Origin of the sequence: Paraburkholderia sp. OAS925 (assembly GCF_040543975.1) — a bacterium.
Taxonomy (GTDB): domain Bacteria; phylum Pseudomonadota; class Gammaproteobacteria; order Burkholderiales; family Burkholderiaceae; genus Paraburkholderia; species Paraburkholderia graminis.
This window is the reverse complement of the sequence record NZ_JBEUNO010000001.1, coordinates 3,535,121-3,555,109: the sequence shown is the minus strand read 5'-3', so window position 1 is coordinate 3,555,109 and position 19,989 is coordinate 3,535,121. Positions and strand designations below refer to the sequence as shown.

The 19,989-nt window shown below is 63.1% G+C and carries 21 protein-coding genes; 16 read left to right on the top strand and 5 right to left on the bottom strand.

The features are described 5' to 3' along the window. The first annotated feature begins 274 nt into the window (after positions 1 to 274). Positions 275 to 1,198 (top strand): histone deacetylase family protein, encoded by a 924-nt coding sequence (locus tag ABIE53_RS15480; protein WP_006050264.1) that lies wholly within the window; start codon positions 275 to 277, stop codon positions 1,196 to 1,198. 13 nt (positions 1,199 to 1,211) lie between these two features. Beyond that, positions 1,212 to 2,012, top strand: a complete 801-nt coding sequence (locus ABIE53_RS15475) for an enoyl-CoA hydratase (RefSeq protein WP_006050265.1) — start codon at positions 1,212 to 1,214, stop codon at positions 2,010 to 2,012. Between the two features lie 3 nt (positions 2,013 to 2,015). Here ABIE53_RS15475 and ABIE53_RS15470 read toward each other — a convergent pair whose 3' ends face one another. Continuing rightward, positions 2,016 to 2,948 carry an alpha/beta hydrolase gene (locus ABIE53_RS15470; protein WP_192698778.1) on the bottom strand — a complete coding sequence of 311 codons (933 nt, stop codon included), beginning with the start codon at positions 2,946 to 2,948 and terminating at the stop codon, positions 2,016 to 2,018. 240 nt (positions 2,949 to 3,188) lie between these two features. Between ABIE53_RS15470 and ABIE53_RS15465 the strand changes: the two genes are divergently transcribed. From ABIE53_RS15465 to ABIE53_RS15440, 6 genes are all read left to right on the top strand, one after another. Then, positions 3,189 to 4,223, top strand: a complete 1,035-nt coding sequence (locus tag ABIE53_RS15465; protein WP_006050267.1) for a methionine ABC transporter ATP-binding protein — start codon at positions 3,189 to 3,191, stop codon at positions 4,221 to 4,223. Beyond that, complete coding sequence (locus ABIE53_RS15460) at positions 4,213 to 4,866, top strand: methionine ABC transporter permease (protein ID WP_006050268.1); 654 nt, start codon at positions 4,213 to 4,215, stop codon at positions 4,864 to 4,866. Before ABIE53_RS15465 ends, ABIE53_RS15460 begins: the two co-directional genes overlap by 11 nt. Positions 4,867 to 4,881: 15 nt before the next feature. Next, positions 4,882 to 5,679, top strand: coding sequence for a MetQ/NlpA family ABC transporter substrate-binding protein (locus tag ABIE53_RS15455; RefSeq protein WP_029967888.1), 798 nt, complete (start codon positions 4,882 to 4,884; stop codon positions 5,677 to 5,679). A 237-nt stretch (positions 5,680 to 5,916) separates the two neighbouring features. Further along, complete coding sequence (locus ABIE53_RS15450) at positions 5,917 to 6,666, top strand: electron transfer flavoprotein subunit beta/FixA family protein (RefSeq protein ID WP_006050270.1); 750 nt, start codon at positions 5,917 to 5,919, stop codon at positions 6,664 to 6,666. Between the two features lie 21 nt (positions 6,667 to 6,687). Next, positions 6,688 to 7,623 carry an electron transfer flavoprotein subunit alpha/FixB family protein gene (locus tag ABIE53_RS15445; RefSeq protein ID WP_006050271.1) on the top strand — a complete coding sequence of 312 codons (936 nt, stop codon included), beginning with the start codon at positions 6,688 to 6,690 and terminating at the stop codon, positions 7,621 to 7,623. 132 nt (positions 7,624 to 7,755) lie between these two features. Next, positions 7,756 to 9,546, top strand: coding sequence for an acyl-CoA dehydrogenase (locus ABIE53_RS15440; RefSeq protein ID WP_192698779.1), 1,791 nt, complete (start codon positions 7,756 to 7,758; stop codon positions 9,544 to 9,546). A 197-nt stretch (positions 9,547 to 9,743) separates the two neighbouring features. Here ABIE53_RS15440 and ABIE53_RS15435 read toward each other — a convergent pair whose 3' ends face one another. Further along, the gene (locus tag ABIE53_RS15435; RefSeq protein ID WP_374710183.1) at positions 9,744 to 11,087 is read right to left on the bottom strand and encodes a D-amino acid dehydrogenase; all 1,344 of its coding nucleotides are present in this window, start codon (positions 11,085 to 11,087) and stop codon (positions 9,744 to 9,746) included. 108 nt (positions 11,088 to 11,195) lie between these two features. On the opposite strand from ABIE53_RS15435, the gene ABIE53_RS15430 reads away from it, so the two are divergent. Together ABIE53_RS15430 and ABIE53_RS15425 are read left to right on the top strand one after the other, a co-directional pair. Next, positions 11,196 to 11,696, top strand: coding sequence for an Lrp/AsnC ligand binding domain-containing protein (locus ABIE53_RS15430; RefSeq protein ID WP_006050274.1), 501 nt, complete (start codon positions 11,196 to 11,198; stop codon positions 11,694 to 11,696). Between the two features lie 97 nt (positions 11,697 to 11,793). Next, on the top strand, positions 11,794 to 12,939 hold the full coding sequence (locus ABIE53_RS15425) for a PA0069 family radical SAM protein (protein ID WP_029967878.1): 1,146 nt from the start codon (positions 11,794 to 11,796) through the stop codon (positions 12,937 to 12,939). Between the two features lie 33 nt (positions 12,940 to 12,972). Here ABIE53_RS15425 and ABIE53_RS15420 read toward each other — a convergent pair whose 3' ends face one another. Further along, a complete protein-coding gene (locus tag ABIE53_RS15420; protein WP_029967875.1) occupies positions 12,973 to 13,440 on the bottom strand; it encodes an NINE protein in 468 nt (155 codons plus the stop codon). Positions 13,441 to 13,876: 436 nt separating this feature from the next. Beyond that, positions 13,877 to 15,064, bottom strand: a complete 1,188-nt coding sequence (locus ABIE53_RS15415; RefSeq protein ID WP_374710190.1) for a PQQ-dependent sugar dehydrogenase — start codon at positions 15,062 to 15,064, stop codon at positions 13,877 to 13,879. Between the two features lie 171 nt (positions 15,065 to 15,235). Between ABIE53_RS15415 and rpsP the strand changes: the two genes are divergently transcribed. The 6 genes from rpsP to ABIE53_RS15385 all read left to right on the top strand — a co-directional run bounded on the left by rpsP (position 15,236) and on the right by ABIE53_RS15385 (position 19,584). Beyond that, positions 15,236 to 15,490, top strand: a complete 255-nt coding sequence (gene rpsP, locus ABIE53_RS15410) for a 30S ribosomal protein S16 (RefSeq protein ID WP_006050280.1) — start codon at positions 15,236 to 15,238, stop codon at positions 15,488 to 15,490. 132 nt (positions 15,491 to 15,622) lie between these two features. After that, positions 15,623 to 16,381, top strand: a complete 759-nt coding sequence (rimM, locus tag ABIE53_RS15405; protein WP_192698781.1) for a ribosome maturation factor RimM — start codon at positions 15,623 to 15,625, stop codon at positions 16,379 to 16,381. A gap of 38 nt (positions 16,382 to 16,419) precedes the next feature. Continuing rightward, complete coding sequence (gene trmD / locus ABIE53_RS15400) at positions 16,420 to 17,187, top strand: tRNA (guanosine(37)-N1)-methyltransferase TrmD (RefSeq protein ID WP_006050282.1); 768 nt, start codon at positions 16,420 to 16,422, stop codon at positions 17,185 to 17,187. A gap of 146 nt (positions 17,188 to 17,333) precedes the next feature. Then, the gene (gene rplS / locus ABIE53_RS15395; protein WP_029967865.1) at positions 17,334 to 17,720 is read left to right on the top strand and encodes a 50S ribosomal protein L19; all 387 of its coding nucleotides are present in this window, start codon (positions 17,334 to 17,336) and stop codon (positions 17,718 to 17,720) included. A 92-nt stretch (positions 17,721 to 17,812) separates the two neighbouring features. Further along, positions 17,813 to 18,532, top strand: a complete 720-nt coding sequence (locus ABIE53_RS15390; protein ID WP_192698782.1) for an NUDIX hydrolase — start codon at positions 17,813 to 17,815, stop codon at positions 18,530 to 18,532. Between the two features lie 113 nt (positions 18,533 to 18,645). Then, positions 18,646 to 19,584 (top strand): CobD/CbiB family protein, encoded by a 939-nt coding sequence (locus ABIE53_RS15385; RefSeq protein WP_006052832.1) that lies wholly within the window; start codon positions 18,646 to 18,648, stop codon positions 19,582 to 19,584. 83 nt (positions 19,585 to 19,667) lie between these two features. Here the strand turns inward: ABIE53_RS15385 and ABIE53_RS15380 are convergent, their stop codons facing one another. Then, positions 19,668 to 19,988: a putative signal transducing protein gene (locus ABIE53_RS15380; protein ID WP_006052833.1), complete on the bottom strand. Its 321-nt coding sequence runs from the start codon at positions 19,986 to 19,988 to the stop codon at positions 19,668 to 19,670. Position 19,989 lies beyond the last annotated feature (1 nt).

Sequence of the window (19,989 nt, the reverse complement as noted above, 5' to 3'; positions counted from 1 at the left end):
GCTGAGCCGGTTTCGTGCAGACAGAGCAAGCTTGACGGTCATAGTGAGCTGGGGGCGCAGAGCGAAAGGACAAAGACGGGAGGAAAACGGAACGGGCAGTATACCCGAGGCCTCTTGCGAAACTGTGCCGGACACGTCACAGCGGCGTGATGCGGAACGACGCGTCATCGCTGCGTCGTGTGGTAACTTCATGAATGTTGGCGCGCCGTGGGCGCGCGCCCCTGGACGGAGACACGCCGCGCACGCTGCCAGCGCTGCGCCGCAGAAAAGAATCATGGCAACAGGTTTCTATTCCCACGCCGACTGTCTGCTGCACGATATGGGGCAATGGCATCCCGAATGCCCCGCACGGTTGCAGGCCATCGAAGATCAATTGATCGCGAGCCGCATCGACGCGTTGATCGAACGCGAATCGCCGCCGCTCGCCGACGAAGCGGCGCTGCTGCGCGTGCATACGCAGGCGCACATCGACTACATCCGTAGCTGTTCGCCTGCCGAGGGCCGCGCCGAGATCGACCCCGACACGTCGATGAACCCGCACACCTTGCAGGCGGCGTTACGCGCAGCCGGCGCGGCGGTGGCCGCTACCGACGCGGTCATCGAAGGCCGCTTCGACAACGCTTTTTGCAGCGTGCGCCCGCCCGGCCATCACGCCGAGCCGGCGCGTGCAATGGGCTTCTGCTTCTTCAACAACGTCGCCATCGCCGCGCGTCATGCGCTCGAGGTGCACGGCTTGCAGCGCGTTGCGATCATCGACTTCGACGTGCATCACGGCAACGGCACCGAAGCGGCGTTTTCGGGCGACCCGCGCGTGCTGATGTGCAGCATCTTCCAGCATCCGTTCTATCCGTTCACGGGCGCCGACAATCAGGCGCCCAACATGTGCAACGTGCCGATGCCCGCGCGCTCGAAAGGCATGGCCGTGCGCGAGGCGGTGGACATGCTGTGGCTGCCGCGTCTGAACGACTTCAAGCCGGAGATGCTGTTCATTTCCGCGGGCTTCGACGCGCATCGCGAAGACGACCTCGGCAACATGGGCCTCGTCGAAGACGACTACGTGTGGATTACCGAGCAGATGCGCGACGTCGCGAAACGCTATGCGAGCGGGCGGATCGTGAGTTGTCTCGAAGGCGGCTACAACCTGTCCGCGCTCGGGCGCAGCGTGGTTGCCCACGTGCGCGCGCTGGCCGAAATCTGAGGAAGAGCAAGCCATGAACGAGGATGCACGCAGCGCTTCGCTAGTGGAGACGGAAACCGGCGCGTACGGCGTACCCGGCGTCGTGCGTCTGACGATGAACCGGCCCGACGCTTTCAACGCGCTCTCCGAAGGCATGCTCGACGCGTTGCAGGACGCGCTGAACGAAGTCGCGCGATCGGAGGCGCGCGTGGTCGTGATCGCCGGCGCGGGGCGCGCGTTCTGCGCGGGACATGATCTGAAGGAAATGCGCGCGGCGCCGTCGCTTGCGTATTACCAGGCGCTGTTCGCCCGCTGCACGAAACTCATGCTGACGATCCAGCGCTTGCCGCAGCCGGTGATCGCGCGAGTGCATGGCATCGCGACGGCGGCGGGCTGCCAGCTTGTTGCGATGTGCGATCTCGCCGTGGCTTCCGATACCGCGCGTTTCGCCGTGTCGGGCGTGAATCTCGGGCTCTTTTGCGCGACGCCGTCGGTGCCGCTGTCGCGCAATCTGTCGCGCAAGGCGGCGCTCGAAATGCTGTTGACCGGCGATTTCATCGACGCCGCCGAGGCGAAGCAGCAGGGCCTCGTCAATCGCGTCGTGCCGCTGGACTCGCTCGACGCGGAAGTGGCGCGGCTTGCCACCAGCATCTGCGCGAAACCGGTCGAGGCGGTCAGCGCCGGCAAGGGTCTCTTCTACCGGCAACTGGAAATGGGCATCGAGGCCGCGTATCAACTCGCGGGCCAGACGATGGCCTGCAACATGATGGACGATTCCGCGCTCGAGGGCGTGCAGGCGTTCATCGACAAACGCCCGCCTGACTGGAAGCGCTAGGCGTTAAAGCGCCCGCTGCGCGCGCTGAAGAACCCACTCGATCAGTTCGCCGATCACGCGATCGCGGTCGAGATCGTTCATCGTCTCGTGATAGCCCGCTTCGTATAGCCGGAGCGTCTTGTCCGGCGAACCGGCGTGCTCGCCGAACGTTCGGCTGCCTTCGGGCTCCGTGAGCTTATCCGCGGTGCCGTGATAGACGAGAAGCGGCAGACGCAGGCCCGCGCGTCCGCGTTCGATGCGCGCCATCGCGAGCAGCAGTTCCGCGCCGGTGCGCGCCGGAATCGCCGCGTGATGCACGAGCGGGTCGCTGCGATTGGCGTCCACGACGGATTGCACCCGAGACAGCAGCGCGGCGTCGATTTTCATCGCCGGAAAGCCTGGCCAGACGCGGCTGATAACCTGACTCAGCGCGAGCATCCAGCCCGGCACGTCGCGGCCAGGCGCGAGCGCGGGGCTCGACAGGATCAGACCGCTCAGATTGGCGCGGCTGCCTGTTGCTTGCGAGGCGGCGCTGGCGCGCTCGATTGCGTAGAGCGCGGCGATAGCGCCGCCCATGCTATGACCCATCAGGAACAGCGGCGTCTGGTTCTGCACCGTCCGAACCGCGGCGTCGAGCAACGCCTGCGCATCCAGCAGGTAATCGTCGAATCGTTCGACGTAGGCGCGCTTGCCCGGCGCGCGGCCGTGACCGCGCAAGTCGATCGCCAGCAGTTCGATCCCGGCTGCATTGAGCCGTGCGGCCAGCGCCGAATAGCGGCACGCATGCTCGGCGAGTCCGTGAATCAGCGCAATGCTCGCGCGCGGCGCTTTGCGGGTTGGCCAACGGTATAGCGGCAGTTCGAGGCCATCCGCCGTGGTGGCGGTCGAGCGCACCGGCTCCGCGCTGTCTGCTCCGGTTTCATCGCCAGAGGCGAAGGGCTGTTGCGAGGTCTCCATGGCGCGCGTCCGTGAATTGGGGTTCGCGCGATCATAGACCCTCGCCCCTCGCGTCAGCGGAAATGGGCGGCGGGTCCGTCCTCTAATATCTAACAGTTATGAAAAGATCGTAATTGATTATTAAAGGGAATGCCCCGGGCGCGGTAGAATCGCGGGCTCAAATTCCCAATAAAAGTAACGGCGGCCGCTTGGCCGGGGAGCGCACGACGCTCGTCGGCAAACCCGCCGTTTCGTTTTTCCATGATCGAAATACGCAATATCTCTCAGCGGTTCGCGGGGCCCCGGGGCTGGGTCGAGGCGCTGCACAACGTCAATCTGTCGATTCCGGCGGGCGAGGTGTTCGGCATCATCGGCCGCAGCGGCGCGGGCAAGAGCACGCTGGTCCGCACGATCAACCTGCTGACGCGTCCGACCGAAGGCAACATCGTCGTCGACGGCCGCGATCTGACCACGCTGCCCGCCGCGCAACTGCGCGAAGCGCGCCGCGAGATCGGCATGATCTTTCAGCACTTCAATTTGCTGTCGTCGCGCACGGTGTTCGAGAACGTCGCGTTGCCGCTCGAGCTTGCCGGCATGAAGCGCGACGAGATCGAGGCGAACGTGTTGCCGCTGCTGGAACTCGTGGGCCTGTCCGCGCAGAAGGACCGCTATCCGGCGCAGATCAGCGGCGGGCAGAAGCAGCGCGTCGGCATCGCGCGCGCGTTGGCAAGCAAGCCGAAGGTGCTGCTTTCCGACGAAGCGACGTCCGCGCTCGATCCCGAAACCACCCGCTCGATTCTCGATCTGCTCAAGCGCATCAACCGCGAACTGAACCTGACTGTCGTGCTGATCACGCATCAGATGGATGTGATCAAGCAGGTGTGCGATCGCGTCGCCGTGCTCGACGCGGGCCGTGTCGTCGAACAGGGCAAGGTGATCGACGTGTTTCTCCAGCCGCATCACGAAGTCACGCGCGCGCTGATCGGCGACGTGATCGCGCAGGAACTGCCGCCCGCGATGAAGGCGCGCGTCGCCGAACGTCTGAAGACGGGCAGCGGTCACTTGCTGCGCCTCGCGTTCACGGGTTCGGGCGTCGATCAGCCGATTCTCTCCGAGACGATCCGCCGCTACGAACTCGACTTCAACATCCTGCACGGCCAGATCGACGAGATTCAGGGGCAGGCGTTCGGCTCGCTCGCGGTGCTCGCGGGCGGCGAACCGGCGAAGGTGGCGCAGGCGCTCGCGTATCTGCGCGAACAGGGTGTGGTGGTGGAGGAGCTCTCGTATGTTGAGTGAAATGTTCGATATGTTCGTCCAGTCGTTCTGGGAAACGCTCGTGATGGTGGGCATTTCCGGTCTGGTCGGCGCGTTGGTGGGCTTGCCGCTCGGCGTGCTGCTGTATCTGACGGACCGTCAGGGCGTGTTGCAGAACGTCGCGGTAAATCGCGTCGTCGGCATGGTCGTGAATGCGGTGCGCTCGACGCCGTTCATCATCCTGCTCGTGGCGGTGATTCCGTTCACCCGCCTCGTGGTCGGATCGTCGATCGGCACGGCCGCGGCCGTGGTGCCGCTGACGATTGCCGCGGCGCCGTTCATCGCGCGTCTCGTCGAAACGGCGCTGCGCGAAGTCGATCGCGGGCTGATCGAAGCGGCTCAGGCGATGGGCGCGACCACCAGCCAGATCGTCTTCAAGGTGCTGTTGCCGGAATCGCTGCCGGGCGTCGTGGCCGGCTTGACCATCACGTTCGTCTCGCTGGTCGGCTATTCGGCGATGGCCGGTGCGATCGGCGGCGGCGGTCTTGGCGACCTCGGCATTCGCTACGGGTATCAGCGTTTTCTGCCGGAAGTCATGTTGACAGTCGTCGTGATTCTTATCGTGTTCGTGCAGTTGGTGCAGTCGTTCGGGGATTGGCTCGTGCGTCGTCTGAGCCATAAATAAATCAAAAGGTCCATCATGCAACGTCGTTTCATAGTCAAGCTGGTCGCGGCATTCGGCGCCGCGTCGCTGTTCGCCGCAAATGCGGCCCACGCTGAAGACACCATCAAGGTCGGCGTGACCGGCGGTCCGCACGCGCAGATCATGGAAGTCGTGAAGAGCGTCGCCGCAAAGAACGGTCTGAACATCAAGGTCGTCGAGTTCTCCGACTACGTGCAGCCGAACGCGGCGCTCGCGGGCGGCGATCTGGACGCCAACAGCTATCAGCACGACCCGTACTTGCAGGCGCAGGTCAAGGACCGCGGCTACAAGCTGATTCGCGTCGCCGATACGGTCACGTACCCGATGGGCATCTACTCGAAGAAGGTGAAGTCGCTGGCCGAACTGCCGCAAGGCGCGAAGATCGCGGTGCCGAACGATCCGACCAACGGCGGCCGCGCCTTGCTGCTGCTGCAAAAGCAGGGGCTGCTGAAGCTGCGTGCCGAAGCGGGCCTGAAGGCGACCCCGCTCGACATCGTCGAAAATCCGAAGAAGCTGAAGATTGTCGAACTGGACGCCGCGCAGATTCCGCGTTCGCTCAACGACGTGGACGCCGCCGCGATCAACACCAACTTCGCGATGGAAGCCGGCCTCAAGCCGAAGCAGGACGCCATTGCAATCGAAGACCCGAAGGGTCCGTACGTGAACGTCATCGCGATCCGCGAGGCCGACAAAAACAAGCCGTGGGTCGCCAAGCTCGTGGCCGCCTACCATTCGCCGGAAGTGAAGCAGTTTGTCGACAGCAAATTCGGCGGTTCGGTGGTCACGGCCTGGTGATCTGAAGCCGTCAGATACCGCGTGAGCAGCCGGCGATATGAAAATTAGAGTCGTAAATCGGAACCCGGGGTTGTCACCCGGGTTTTTTCGCGATTAAAATAGAACGACCGTTCGATATTGCCGTCACGCCGCGGGGGAGCGATATCCTCCTGCTAGAGCGCCCGCGACAAAGCTGCCACGAGGGCAGTCGTTATAATGTTCGTTGGGTTGACGTATTCGTAACTTTGGAGCGTGTGCATGAAAATCCTGGTGCCAGTCAAGAGAGTGGTCGACTACAACGTGAAGGTCCGGGTCAAGTCGGACGGCACGGGCGTCGACATCGCGAACGTGAAGATGTCGATGAATCCGTTCGACGAAATCGCGGTTGAAGAAGCGGTGCGTCTGCGTGAAGCGGGCGTGGCGACCGAGGTGATCGCCGTGTCGGCGGGCGCGACGCAATCGCAGGAAACGCTGCGCACGGCGCTCGCCATCGGCGCGGATCGCGCGATCCTGATCGAGTCGAACGAAGAATTGCAGCCGCTGGCGGTCGCGAAGCTGCTGAAGGCGCTCGTCGACAAGGAACAGCCGCAACTGGTGATTCTCGGCAAGCAGGCTATCGACGATGACTCCAACCAGACCGGCCAGATGCTCGCCGCGCTGGCTGGATTGCCGCAGGCGACGTTTGCGTCGAAGGTTGTCGTCGCTGACGGCAAGGCGACCGTGTCGCGCGAAGTGGATGGCGGCGCGGAAACGCTGTCGCTCAAATTGCCCGCTGTCATCACGACCGATCTGCGCCTGAACGAGCCGCGCTACGTGACGCTGCCGAACATCATGAAGGCGAAGAAAAAGCCGCTGGAAGTCGTCAAGCCCGAAGACCTCGGCGTCGATGTCACGCCGCGTCTAAAGACGCTGAAGGTCGTTGAGCCGCCGAAGCGCTCCGCCGGCGTGAAGGTGCCGGACGTGAAGACGCTGGTCGAGAAGCTGAAGACCGAAGCCAAGGTGCTTTAAGGAACGCGGGAGACAGGGCAAATGACGAATCTTGTAATAGCAGAACACGACAACGCATCGATCAAGGCCGCGACGCTGCACACCATTGCAGCCGCGCAAAAGATCGGTGGTGACATTCACGTACTGGTAGCCGGTCAGAACGCGCAGGCCGCAGCGGACGCAGCCGCGAAGATCGCCGGCGTTTCGAAAGTGCTGCTGGCCGACGCGCCGCAGCTTGCCGAAGGACTCGCGGAAAACGTCGAGGCGACGGTGCTGAACATCGCGAAGGACTACTCGCATATCCTCGCGCCGGCTACCGCTTACGGCAAGAACATCGCGCCGCGTATCGCCGCCAAGCTCGACGTCGCGCAGATCAGCGACATCACGGCGGTCGATTCCACCGACACTTTCGAGCGTCCGATTTACGCGGGCAATGCGATTGCGACGGTGCAATCGGCTGATCCGATCAAGGTCATCACGGTCCGCACCACCGGCTTCGACGCAGTGGCGGCTGAAGGCGGCAACGCATCGGTGGAAAAAATCGAAGCGGCGGCAGACGCGGGCATCTCGCAGTTCGTGAGCCGCGAAGTGACGAAGCTCGACCGTCCGGAACTGACGTCGGCGAAGATCATCGTTTCGGGTGGCCGCGGCCTCGGCAACGGCGAGAACTACACGAAGGTGCTCGAGCCGCTCGCCGACAAGCTGAACGCGGCGCTGGGCGCATCGCGCGCTGCGGTCGACGCCGGCTTCGTGCCGAACGACTATCAGGTCGGGCAGACCGGCAAGATCGTCGCGCCGCAACTGTATGTGGCCGTCGGCATTTCCGGCGCGATCCAGCATCTGGCCGGCATGAAGGACAGCAAAGTGATCGTCGCGATCAACAAAGACCCGGAAGCGCCGATTTTCAGCGTCGCCGATTACGGTCTCGTCGGCGATCTGTTCACGCTTGTGCCGGAACTCGTGAGCGAACTCGGCTGAGCGTGTTAGCGCCATATAAAGCCATCTGCAAAGCCGTTTAACGGCGTTTCGCAACGCATTGGCGACACAAGAAGGGCGCTGGACCGAACAAGTCCCGCGCCCTTTTTCCATCAGGCAGGAGGAGAACAGAAAATGAGCTATACGGCGCCCATCAAGGACATGCTGTTCGTGATGAACGAACTGGCGGATCTCGAACAGATCGCGACGCTGCCGGGCTTCGAGGACGCGAACCTCGACACCGCTCAGGCCGTGCTGGAAGAGTCGGCGAAACTGTGCGGCGAGGTGCTGGCTCCGCTGAACGTCGAAGGAGATCGCAATCCGAGCAGTTGGAAAGACGGCGTCGTGACGGCGACGCCCGGCTTCAAGGAAGCGTTCCGTCAGTTTGCCGAGGGCGGCTGGCAAGGCGTGCAGCATCCTGTGGAGTATGAAGGCCAAGGCCTGCCGAAACTCATCGCCACACCTTGCGTTGAGATGTTGAACGCGTCGAATCTGTCGTTCGCGCTGTGCCCGTTGCTGACCGACGGCGCGATCGAGGCGCTGCTGACCGCCGGCACCGACGCGCAAAAACAGACCTATGTGCCGAAGCTCATTTCAGGCGAATGGACCGGCACAATGAACCTCACCGAGCCGCAGGCCGGCTCGGATCTCGCGCTCGTGCGCACGCGCGCCGAGCCGCAAGGCGACGGCTCATTCAAGCTGTTCGGCACGAAGATTTTCATCACGTGGGGCGAGCACGACATGGCGGAGAACATCGCGCATCTCGTGCTTGCGCGCACGCCGAATGCACCCGAAGGCGTGAAGGGCATCTCGCTCTTCATCGTGCCGAAGTTTTTGATCAACGAGGACGGTTCGCTCGGCGAGCGCAACGACGTGCATTGCGTGTCGATCGAGCACAAGCTCGGCATCAAGGCGAGCCCGACGGCCGTGCTGCAATTCGGCGATCACGGCGGCGCGATCGGGCATCTGATCGGCGAGGAAAATCGCGGCCTCGAGTACATGTTCATCATGATGAACGCGGCGCGGTTCGCCGTGGGCATGCAAGGCGTCGGCGTATCGGATCGCGCGTATCAGAAGGCGGCGGCCTATGCGAAGGAGCGCGTGCAAAGCCGTCCCGTCGACGGCTCCGCGAAACAGCCGGTGGCGATCATCGAGCATCCCGACGTGCGCCGCATGCTTTCGACGATGCGCGCGCTCACCGAAGCGTCGCGCGCGCTGGCTTATGTCGCGGCCGGGCATTGCGACATCGCGCATCGCCATCCGGACGAAGCCAAGCGCGCCGAACATCAGGCGATTTACGAGTTTCTCGTGCCCGTAGTGAAGGGCTGGAGCACGGAGTTGTCGATCGACGTAACCAGCCTTGGCGTGCAGGTGCACGGCGGCATGGGTTTCATCGAAGAGACGGGCGCCGCGCAGTATTACCGCGACGCTCGCATTCTGCCGATCTACGAAGGCACGACCGCGATTCAGGCGAACGATCTGATCGGCCGCAAGACGGTGCGTGACGGCGGCAAAGTCGCGAAGTCGCTGCTTGCAAGCGTTGCCGAAACCGTCGGATTGCTCGGCGCGCAAGAGGGTCCGGCGTTCCGATCGATGGAAAAGTATCTTGCAGAGGGGCAGCGCTCGTTAGGCGCGGTGGTCGATTTCGTCGTCGCGAACACGAAGGGCGATCCGAACGCGGTGTTTGCCGGCAGCGTGCCGTATCTGAAGCTCGCGGGCATTGTGCTGGGCGGCTGGCAAATGGCGCGTGCGCTGCTCGTGGCCGCTCGGAAGCACGACGAAGACCCGCAGTTTTACGGCGCCAAAATCGCGACCGCGCAATTCTACGCGGAGCATGTGTTGCCGCTCGCGACCGCGCTGGAAGCGTCGATCGTCAGTGCGAAGGGCGGCGAGGGCGTGCTGGCGTTGTCCGCGGATCAGTTTTGATGCGGCGCGAAGTCTGAGGTCTTGCTGAGTAAACGAAAACGGCGCCTTGCAGCGTTAACTGAAGCGCAGGCAATTGGACATTGATCCAATTTCTGCGGTCAGTTCGCAAGGCGCCGTTTGTCTTTTGGCGAGCCGGCTTGTGCTGTTACAGCCGGCTGGAAACGTGCCGAGCATGACCACGCCCGGCGCTAGAAGCTTCAGGCATAAGCCGGACGATGTGCAGCGCCGCTCTCGCCGAAATAGCGATGCACCGACAGGTCGTCTGCCTTGATCGCCGGCTGCTTGCCGGACATCACATCGGCGAGCAACTGGCCCGAACCGCACGACATTGTCCAGCCGAGCGTGCCGTGCCCCGTGTTGAGGAACAGGTTCGGCACGGGGGTGCGGCCGACGATCGGCGTGCCGTCCGGCGTCATGGGCCGCAGGCCGGTCCAGAAGCTGGCCTTCGACGTGTCGCCGCCGCCCGGGAACAGGTCGTTCACGCACAGCTCGAGCGTTTCGCGGCGCGCCTGGCGCAACGACTTGTCGAAGCCGACGATTTCAGCCATCCCGCCGACGCGAATCCGGTTGTCGAAGCGCGTAATCGCGATCTTGTAGGTTTCGTCGAGCACCGTGGAAACCGGCGCGGCGGCTTCGTTGACGATGGGCGCCGTAATCGAGTAACCCTTCAGCGGATAGACCGGAATCTTCACGAGGCCGGACAGAAATTTCGTCGAGTAAGAACCGAGTGCGACGACGAACGAATCGGCGCGTACCAATTCCTGGCCGCACTGCACGCCGGCGATGCGGTCGCCGGCCATGGCGAGCGCGTCGATCGGCGTGTTGTAGCGGAATTTGACGCCCATCTGCTCGGCCAGCGCGGCGAGACGCGTGGTGAACATCTGGCAGTCGCCGGTCTCGTCGCCCGGCAGGCGCAGACCGCCCGTGAGCTTGTGCGAGACCGCGGCGAGCGCCGGTTCGGCCTGAGCCAGTTCCGCTGCCGACAGCAGTTCGAACGGCACGTTGGCCTCGCGCAGCACGGCGATGTCTTTGGCCGCGCCGTCGAATTGCTGCTGCGTGCGGAATACCTGCAGCGTGCCGCCGGTGCGGCCTTCGTAGTGGATGCCGGTTTCGGCGCGCAGCGCTTGCAGACAATCGCGGCTGTATTCGGCGAGGCGGACCATGCGTCCTTTGTTGACCGCGTAGCGCGACGCCGTGCAGTTCTGCAGCATCTGCCACATCCATTGCAACTGGAACTGCGTGCCGTCGAGGCGAATGGCGAGCGGCGCGTGTTTCTGGAACATCCACTTGACGGCTTTCAGCGGCACGCCGGGCGCGGCCCACGGCGACGCATAGCCTGGCGAGATCTGGCCGGCGTTGGCGAAACTTGTTTCGAGCGCCGGGCCTGGCTCACGATCGATCACGGTCACTTCATGACCCGCGCGTGCGAGGTAATACGCGCTCGTTACGCCGACGACGCCACTGCCCAAAACGACGATTCGCATAGCTGCTCCAGATGATTCGCAAGATTTGCGGGCGTTGTGTTGTTCAGTTCGCTTCAATCGTTCGATTAACGACGTGAAACGCGGTTCGCCCAGTGTTAAGCGCTATACTATTGGCGAACTTGCAGGTTTTGTTATTGTATTTCTGCGATTTTCAGAATAAACACTATGCGCACCCAACGTCAGCCGGTCCGAACCCTCGACAAGCTCGATCACAAGATTCTTCGGCTGCTGCAGCAGGACGGCCGGATGGCCATGAAAGACCTCGCGGAACAGGTCGGGCTGTCGGTCACGCCGTGCATCGAGCGTGTGAAGCGCATGGAGCGCGACGGCGTGATCACCGGCTACTATGCGCGCGTGAATCCGGCCGAGCTGGGCGCGGCGCTGCTGGTGTTCGTCGAAATCACGCTCGACCACAAGAGCGGCAACATGTTCGACCAGTTTCGCCGCGAGGTGCAGAAGATCCCCGAAGTGCTCGAGTGCCATCTCGTGTCGGGCGATTTCGATTATCTGATCAAGGCGCGCATCGGCGAGATGGCCGACTACCGTAAGCTTTTGGGCGACATCCTGCTTCAGCTTCCGGGCGCCGTGCAGTCGAAAAGCTATGTGGTGATGGAAGAGATCAAGGAAACGCTGACCATCCCGGTCGGGGATGAAACCACGCGCTAGGCTCGTTGCACGGCGCTCGACAAACGGCGTAAACACTGTATATTTATACAGGTGTTCTGCGCCGTTTTGTTTGCCCTGTTCACTTGTCCAGCCAGCCGTGACCGAGCCCGATTTCCCTTCCGCTGCCGAGTTTCCAATCGCGCCGCCGGTGCCCCGCAAGGGGCGCGGTGCGGTCACGAACGTGCAAGGCCGGTACGAAGTCGACCAGCGGGAAGCGGTGGACGACGGTTGGTTAGCCACGCCGGAAGAAGGTGAAGCGCCGAAGGCGCTGCGCACCCAGGTGTTCGAGGAAAGGGCGAAAAGCATTCTCACGCGTAACGCGTCGCCGGACATTCCGTTTAGCGTGTCGCTGAATCCATACCGCGGTTGCGAGCACGGCTGTATTTATTGTTTTGCGCGGCCCACGCATAGTTATCTCGGCCTCTCGCCGGGGCTCGACTTCGAAAGCCGCATTTATGCGAAGGTGAACGCGCCCGAGCTGCTTGAGCGCGAGCTGTCGAAAAAGTCCTATGAGCCGGAGCCCATTGCGCTTGGCGTCAATACCGACGCGTGGCAGCCTGCAGAACGCGAGTGGCGGCTCACACGGCGCGTCGTCGAGATTCTGAGCGAGCGTAATCATCCATTTGCGGCTATTACGAAGTCGTCGCTGATCGAGCGTGACCTGGATCTGCTTGCGCCCATGGCGGCTCGCGGCCAATTCATGGCGGCCATTACCATCACGACGCTCGACGCCGACATTGCGCGCACGCTCGAACCGCGCGCGGCTACGCCGTCGCGGCGTTTGCGCACGATCCGCACGCTGAGCGAAGCGGGCATTCCGGTCGGGGTGAGCATTGCGCCAGTGATTCCGTTTGTCACGGAGCCGGACATGGAGCGCGTGCTCGAAGCGTGCGCGGAAGCCGGCGCCAGCAACGCGAGCTATATCGTGCTGCGCCTGCCGTGGGAAGTTGCGCCGCTGTTCAAAGACTGGCTCGCCGCGCATTTCCCCGATCGCGCCGAACGGGTCATGGCGCGTGTGCGCGATATGCGGGGCGGCAAGGACTACGACTCGTCTTTCTCCACCCGAATGAAGGGGGAAGGCTTGTGGGCCGATCTGCTCAAGCAGCGATTCCACAAGGCGGTGCGCCGTCTAGGGCTGAATCAGCGCGACCGCGGCATTCTGGATATGTCGCACTTCAAGCGTCATGAGGTGCCGCGGAGCCAGGCGGCGACTGGCGACAATCCGCAGCTTGATCTTTTTTAGTGGACGGTGCGTGTAGTGCGCGTGGTCCTTCTGCTATTGCGACAGCGCCTTCGCCGCCTGGACTTGGCCTTCGAAGTAGGTCTGGAAGGAAATGGCGAGACCGGTCATCAACAGAAACGCGCCGATCAGCAGCGAAAAGATCACCACGAAGATCACGGTCCACCCCGAGCGGCTTTGTCGCTGCGTGTGCGCATTGAATTGCCGGTCCCACTTTTCGTCCGGGCGCAGACCATAGACGATCGCGGCGAGAAACGCGGCCAGAAGCGAAACGGCGCCGGGGAATGCGAGCACCCAGCCGAGTATCGAAGAGCGTTCGCTCGCTACCAGCAACATCGCGCCGGGAATGCCGATTACGGTGCCAAGCACGTGGGCCCAGCCGTAGACGTCGCGCGGACCGCACAGATAAAAGCGATGCGCGCCGAGGCTGCCCAGGAAAAACGCCAGCGCGGCGGTAATCGTTTTGGATCGGAAGTAAGTCGAGGTCGAAGCAGACGTGGACATGTGGGCGTGGGTAGCGTGATGGGCAGCGCGAACTGACGGGCAAAGACGGCAGCGCGGACTGATGGTCGAAAGCTGTGGTGCAAATGAGCGGTGAATTGTTGGCCGCGTTGTTGGCCGTATTGTTGGCCGCGAACCGTCGCGCATTCTACGCCGCCGGCGGGCGACCGGTCACGTGGCGTAGAGCCTCAGGCGGCGGGCGCGCAGGCAAGGCGGGGGCGTTGCCGTGTTCGTCGGCGGCGGTTGCAGGTGCGGCATCGCCGAGGGCTTCAGCATTGGCGTCGGCAGCGGCAGCGACCACCGTTGCGGCATCGCCGGCTTCACACCGGCAGTGGCACGCCTAGGCCTATACGTCTTAGCCTGCCCCGGGCACATCCGTCCGCGTGACGTCCCGGACCGCGACCACAAGCCCCGAGCCGCCCGGCGCCAGGGTAGCCGCTCAAGGCACCGAGTACGTGACGCGGTAAATGGCGCCGGCGTAGTCGTCGCTGATCAGCAGCGACCCGTCTGGCAGCGGCAACACGTCGGCGGGGCGGCCCCACACGGTTTCTCCCGGCTGAAGCCATCCCTCGGCGAAAACCTCCTGCCGCACGTGGCTGCCGTCCGGCTCCGTCACGACTCTTACTACGCGGTAGCCGGACTTCTTACTGCGGTTCCAGGAACCGTGCTCGGCAATGAAAATGTTGTGGCGGTAGTCGGCCGGGAACATCGAGCCGCTATAAAAGCGCATGCCGAGCGCGGCGACATGCGCGCCCAATTTGACGACCGGTGGCGTGAATGCGCTGCACGGATGGCCCGCGCCGAATTGCGGGTCGGCTACCGCGTCGGCGTGACAGTACGGAAAGCCGAAATCGAGACCGGCGCGCGGGGCGCGGTTGAGTTCGTCGTCGGGTACGTCGTCGCCTAGCAGATCGCGGCCGTTGTCGGTGAACCAGAGTTCGTGCGTCGCCGGATGCCATGTGAAGCCGACGGAGTCGCGTATGCCGCGCGCGACCACCTCGTAATGGCTGCCGTCGGGGTCCATGCGGCCGATCATCGCGTAGCGGTCGCGATCTTTCAGGCAGACGTTGCAGGGTGCGCCTTGCGGGACGTAAAGCTTGCCGTCCGGGCCGAAAGCAATGAATTTCGCCCCGTGATGAGTCTCGGCGGGCAATTTGTCCGTAACGACCGCCGGCTGCGGCGGCGCGCTCAGGCGCGTGTCGATCAAATCGAAGCGTAAAATTCGCGACACCGCCGAAACGTACAACGCGCCGTCGTGCCAGGCGACGCCGACGGGGGCCTCGAGACCCGTGGCCACGATATGTCGGGCGGCGACTCGCGCACCTTGCAGTTCGAGCGCATAGACGTGGCCGTCGAGGCTGCCTATATAGAGAATGCCCTTTGGCGACAAAGCCATCGCGCGTGCGCTCGGTACTGCGTCCGACAAGACTTCGATATGAAAGCCCGGCGGCAGTTTGATGCGCTCCACAGGCGGCGCGGCCAGGGCGCTGCACGCGACGACGGCCAGCAACGCGCCCACCGCGCTGCCAAAACCGCGGAAACCACGAAAACCGCGCGGACGGCAAACGGATGCAGGCCGGCGGGCGGAAAGGATGCGAAACAGCGCGGTTTGCAGCAGAGATTTCACAGGCATTCCGTCAGGTCCTCCATGTGTTTGCGCCAGCTTGCGCGCCCGCGCTGTCGGGGCGGCGCACCCCGATTGCTCAGTTTATCCGGGTAAGTGTTTGTTATGGCGTCGGTTTCCCGCTATAATCGCGTGTTTCAGTCGTTCCGAACCCCGGTTTTCAAGGATTCTAGTATGGTCATCATCCGCTTGGCTCGTGGCGGCTCCAAGAAGCGCCCGTTCTACAACATCGTCGCAACCGACTCGCGTAACCGTCGTGACGGCCGCTTCATCGAGCGCGTTGGCTTCTACAACCCGGTCGCTACGAAGGGCGAATCGCTGCGTATCGCTCAAGATCGCCTGACGTATTGGCAAGGCGTTGGCGCACAACTGTCGCCGACCGTCGAGCGTCTCGTGAAAGAAGCGCAAAAGGCGCAGCCGGCTGCTTAATGGTAGCTCGCATGCGTATCGTCGTCGGTTTGGCCGGCGGCTCGCGCAACTCGCGTGAGCAGTCCGATGCGCAAAATGTTTTGCCGAAACAGGCGTCGAAGTTCGCAGCAAGGCTCAATCTGAGGTCCCGTCATGTCTGAGCGTGATTCCGGCAGTTCAGGTCGCGTAAAGGCAGCGGAAGCGGCTACACAGGCCGCTAAAGAGGCGAGCCCGCGCGCAAAGACGCCTGCTCAGGCGCCGTTCGGTGCATTCGTCCGCAAGTCGGGCGAGCGGGCCGGCGGCAAGGCGAAAGCCAATGTTGAAAACACCGGTTCCGAGGCAGCAGCAATGCGCGCGGAAACGGCGGAGAGCTGGCCGGTGGACGCGGTCGAAGTCGGTGCAATCGTCGACGCTTACGGCCTCAAAGGCTGGGTCAAGGTGGCCGCGCATGCGGACGCCGGGCATGGCGGCGACGCTTTGCTGAGCGCCAAGCGCTGGTGGCTCATGAAAGGCCGCGAGCGCCAGTCGGCGCCGTCGCTGCAAGCCAAAACGCATAGCGACAGTGTCGTAGCCCTTCTGGGCGGCGTCGCTGACCGCGACGCGGCGCTGGCGCTGCGCGGCTCGCGCGTCTACGTGAGCCGCAGCGAATTTCCGGCGCTTGAAGCCGACGAATTCTACTGGGTCGACCTGCTCGGCCTGGACGTGGTGAACCTTGCCGGCGTCAACCTGGGCAAGGTTGCAGACATGATCGACAACGGTGCGCATTCGGTGCTGCGCATCGAATACGCAGCGGCCGACAAAACCGGCAAGCCGGGCACGGCCGAGCGCTTGATCCCGTTCGTCGGCGTGTTTGTCAAAACGGTGGACCAGGCGGCGAAGCAGATCATCGTCGACTGGGAAGCCGATTATTGATAGTTCAGCAAATCGAGTTCGCTACAACGGAGAGAGCGATGCAGTTCGATGTCGTCACGCTCTTTCCCGAAATGTTTCGCGCGCTGACCGACTGGGGCATTACCAGCCGGGCAGCAAAGCAGCAGCGCTATGGGTTGCGTACGTGGAATCCGCGTGATTTCACCACGGACAACTACCGCACAATCGACGATCGCCCGTACGGCGGCGGCCCCGGCATGGTCATGCTGGCCAAGCCGCTGGAAGACGCGATCGGTGCAGCGAAGGCTGCGCAGGCGGAGCAGGGCATCGGCGCCCCGCGTGTCGTGATGATGTCGCCGCAAGGCGCCACGCTGAATCACGAACGTGTGATGAAGTTCGCCTCCCAGCCTGGTTTGATTCTGCTGTGCGGCCGCTACGAGGCGATCGACCAGCGTTTGCTCGACCGGGTTGTCGACGAAGAAATCAGTCTCGGCGACTTCGTGCTGTCGGGCGGCGAGTTGCCCGCCATGGCGTTGATGGATGCAGTCGTGCGCCAGTTGCCCGGCGTGCTCAACGATTCGCAGTCGGCGGTACAGGACAGTTTTGTCGATGTGCTGCTCGATTGTCCGCACTACACGCGGCCTGAGGAATACCACGGCGTGCGTGTGCCCGATGTGCTGCTCGGCGGCCATCATGCGGAGATCGAAGCGTGGCGTCGGCGGGAAGCTTTGCGCAATACGTGGCACAAGCGGCCCGATTTGATCGTTAAGGCCAGAAAGAACAAGATGTTGAGCCGTGCCGACGAGGCATGGCTTGCAAGTCTCGCGAAGGAAGAGCCGAAGGCGTAAAGCCCCGGCCTTTCGAGCGGACACCAGGCGGCGCCGCACATGCGTGTTCGGCGCCTGATGTGAACCCATCCTCTATCGGGGCCGTAGCCGCGCATATCGATGCAAGGCAGGTACGAACGCCGACAAGATGGACTTAGGAGTCAGTGATGAATCTGATTGCAAAACTCGAGCAGGAAGAAATCGCGCGCGCCCTCGGCGAGAAGACCATTCCCGAATTCGCTCCCGGCGATACGGTGATTGTCAGCGTGAACGTGGTTGAAGGTACGCGTAAGCGTGTCCAGGCTTACGAAGGCGTCGTGATCGCCAAGCGTAACCGTGGTCTGAATTCGTCGTTCATCGTCCGCAAGATTTCGTCGGGCGAAGGCGTCGAGCGTACGTTCCAGACGTACTCGCCGCTGCTGGCTAGCATCGTCGTCAAGCGTCGTGGCGATGTGCGTCGTGCAAAGCTGTACTACCTGCGCGAGCGTTCGGGCAAGTCGGCTCGAATCAAGGAAAAGCTGGTCTCGAAAGACCGCGCTGCTTCGCAAGCGTAACTGCTGTAAGAAAAAGCACCCCTCGCGGGTGCTTTTTTGTTTGCCAGGTCAAAATAGCGGCATCGCGTCCATCCGCTCATTCGAGAGATCCGTTGATCCGCCCCGTCTTAGAACCTGAAGCCCTGCCGATCGAGGCAACGGGCGCCCACTTGCCGCCAGTCGCCGCGGAGCGTCTTACGCCCGATGGCCTTCGAGCGCGCTTCAAGCAGCATCTTTCCTGGACACCCGAGCCGATTATCGAGGCGCCGTGGCGCGACATTCACGCCGATCCGCGTGTCGCCTCCGTGCTGGTGCCGCTCGTGATTCGCGCGAATGGACTCACGGTGTTGCTGACGCAGCGTGCCGATCATCTCAACGACCATGCCGGTCAAGTCAGCTTTCCGGGCGGACGTCAGGAGCCTTTCGATGCCGACGCCACCGCGACCGCCTTGCGTGAAGCGCAAGAGGAAGTGGGCCTCGCGCCTTCGCGGGTCGAGGTGCTCGGCGCGTTGCCCGACTATCTGACGGGCACCGGGTTTCGCGTCACGCCTGTAATCGGCCTGGTGCACCCGCCGTTCGCGTTGAAAGCGGACGCGCTCGAGGTCGCGGAGGTCTTCGAAGTGCCGCTCCCGTTCCTGATGAACCCGGCGCATCACGAAGAACGCGTCTTCCGCTATGAAGGCGGCGAGCGCCGCTTCTTCGCGATGCCGTACCCGCGCGGCGCATCGCTCGAAGCAGCCGAACAGGGTGTCGGCGGAACGGGTAGTCACTACTTCATCTGGGGTGCGACAGCGGCGATGCTGCGCAATTTCTATCGCTTTCTGGCGGCTTGACGGGTGTTCTTATGTGCGGACGTTGGGTGTTTGGCAACGTCCCGCTCAGTGGCATCCGACCCTGTGCTATCGTTATGAACCAATCGTAAAACTCGAAAAGCACGGCGCATCGCATGACTTTTTTTTCCGTATTGCTGGCTCTGATCATTGAACAGGTGCGCGCACTGTCGCCGAACAATCCGGTATCCGCGCTGCTTCAATACCATGCGGAGTCGGCGGCGCACGGATTCGATGCGGGCAAGCCCAAGCATGGTCTGCTTGCATGGCTCGTCGTCGTGGTGCCGTGGACGCTGGCCGTCGCGCTCGTCTACTACGTTCTGTACAACATTCACTTCGTGCTGGCGTTTCTGTGGAATGTCGCGGTGCTGTACTTCACGCTAGGCTTCCGCCAGTTCAGCCATTACTTTACCGACATCCATCTCGCGCTCAATAACGACGACGTGCCGCGCGCGCGCGAAATTCTCAACGAATGGACCGGCCTCGACACGCTCGACATGCCGGTCAGCGAGATCGTGCGTCATACGCTGATTCACGCGGTGGTCGCGTCGCATCGCCATGTTTTCGGCGTGTTCTTCTGGTTTCTGATTCCCGTTGGGCCGGCCGGCGCTGTGCTGTATCGGATCGCCGAGTATCTGTCGCGCACGTGGGCGCGGCCGGTGGACGATCGTACCGTCGCGTTTTCGAGCTTCGCGCAGCGCGCGTTCTTCGTGATCGACTGGATTCCGGCGCGGCTCACGTCGCTCGGCTTTGCCATTGTCGGCAATTTCGAAGATGCGATTTACGCGTGGCGCAACCACGCGCGGCAGTGGCCGGATGCGAACGACGGCGTGCTGCTCGCGGCGGGTAGCGGTGCCCTCGGCGCGCGTCTGAGCGGGCCGCTTGCCGAGCCGTCGAGTCTTGATGCACTCGCTACTGGCGACGGCGGTCCGATGCAGGTGGGTGACGACTGCACGCCGCGCACGTTGCAATCGGCGGTCGGACTCGTCTGGCGCGCGGTCGTGCTGTGGATGATTCTGTTGCTGATGCTCACCATCGCCGTGTGGCTGGCTTGAAGCAACACACGTGATGTGCGTAAAAAAACGGGCAATCGCCCGTTTTTTTACGACCTCGACCTCGCAGCCCGCGCCAGACCCGTTCACCCATCCAAAGGATCGCGCGCCGTCCCGCACTGCCAGCACACGGTGAACTGCGCTTCGAGCTTTTCGCCGCATTGCCGACATTGCCAGCCGGGCGCACCTGCGGCCGGACCTCGCGACGCCGCATCGATCAGACGTCGCGCCACGGCCTCGTCGCGATCGTCCACGAGCCACAACTCGGGCGCGCACTGATCCGCGGGAATGTCGCCGAGCGCGCCGTTCAGATAGCGGTTGTGCAGCTCGCACGCGATGCCGGCTGCGGCCAGCACATTGATCCAATGCTGTCCGATGATGAGATTCGGCGCGCGCATCAGCTTCATG

Coding starts and splice junctions, on each gene's coding strand:
- ABIE53_RS15480 (WP_006050264.1), top strand. CDS start 275: ATGGCAACAGGTTTCTATTCCCACGCCGACTGTCTGCTGCACGATATG.
- ABIE53_RS15475 (WP_006050265.1), top strand. CDS start 1,212: ATGAACGAGGATGCACGCAGCGCTTCGCTAGTGGAGACGGAAACCGGC.
- ABIE53_RS15470 (WP_192698778.1), bottom strand. CDS start 2,948: ATGGAGACCTCGCAACAGCCCTTCGCCTCTGGCGATGAAACCGGAGCA.
- ABIE53_RS15465 (WP_006050267.1), top strand. CDS start 3,189: ATGATCGAAATACGCAATATCTCTCAGCGGTTCGCGGGGCCCCGGGGC.
- ABIE53_RS15460 (WP_006050268.1), top strand. CDS start 4,213: ATGTTGAGTGAAATGTTCGATATGTTCGTCCAGTCGTTCTGGGAAACG.
- ABIE53_RS15455 (WP_029967888.1), top strand. CDS start 4,882: ATGCAACGTCGTTTCATAGTCAAGCTGGTCGCGGCATTCGGCGCCGCG.
- ABIE53_RS15450 (WP_006050270.1), top strand. CDS start 5,917: ATGAAAATCCTGGTGCCAGTCAAGAGAGTGGTCGACTACAACGTGAAG.
- ABIE53_RS15445 (WP_006050271.1), top strand. CDS start 6,688: ATGACGAATCTTGTAATAGCAGAACACGACAACGCATCGATCAAGGCC.
- ABIE53_RS15440 (WP_192698779.1), top strand. CDS start 7,756: ATGAGCTATACGGCGCCCATCAAGGACATGCTGTTCGTGATGAACGAA.
- ABIE53_RS15430 (WP_006050274.1), top strand. CDS start 11,196: ATGCGCACCCAACGTCAGCCGGTCCGAACCCTCGACAAGCTCGATCAC.
- ABIE53_RS15420 (WP_029967875.1), bottom strand. CDS start 13,440: ATGTCCACGTCTGCTTCGACCTCGACTTACTTCCGATCCAAAACGATT.
- rpsP (WP_006050280.1), top strand. CDS start 15,236: ATGGTCATCATCCGCTTGGCTCGTGGCGGCTCCAAGAAGCGCCCGTTC.
- rimM (WP_192698781.1), top strand. CDS start 15,623: ATGTCTGAGCGTGATTCCGGCAGTTCAGGTCGCGTAAAGGCAGCGGAA.
- trmD (WP_006050282.1), top strand. CDS start 16,420: ATGCAGTTCGATGTCGTCACGCTCTTTCCCGAAATGTTTCGCGCGCTG.
- rplS (WP_029967865.1), top strand. CDS start 17,334: ATGAATCTGATTGCAAAACTCGAGCAGGAAGAAATCGCGCGCGCCCTC.
- ABIE53_RS15385 (WP_006052832.1), top strand. CDS start 18,646: ATGACTTTTTTTTCCGTATTGCTGGCTCTGATCATTGAACAGGTGCGC.
- ABIE53_RS15380 (WP_006052833.1), bottom strand. CDS start 19,988: ATGAAGCTGATGCGCGCGCCGAATCTCATCATCGGACAGCATTGGATC.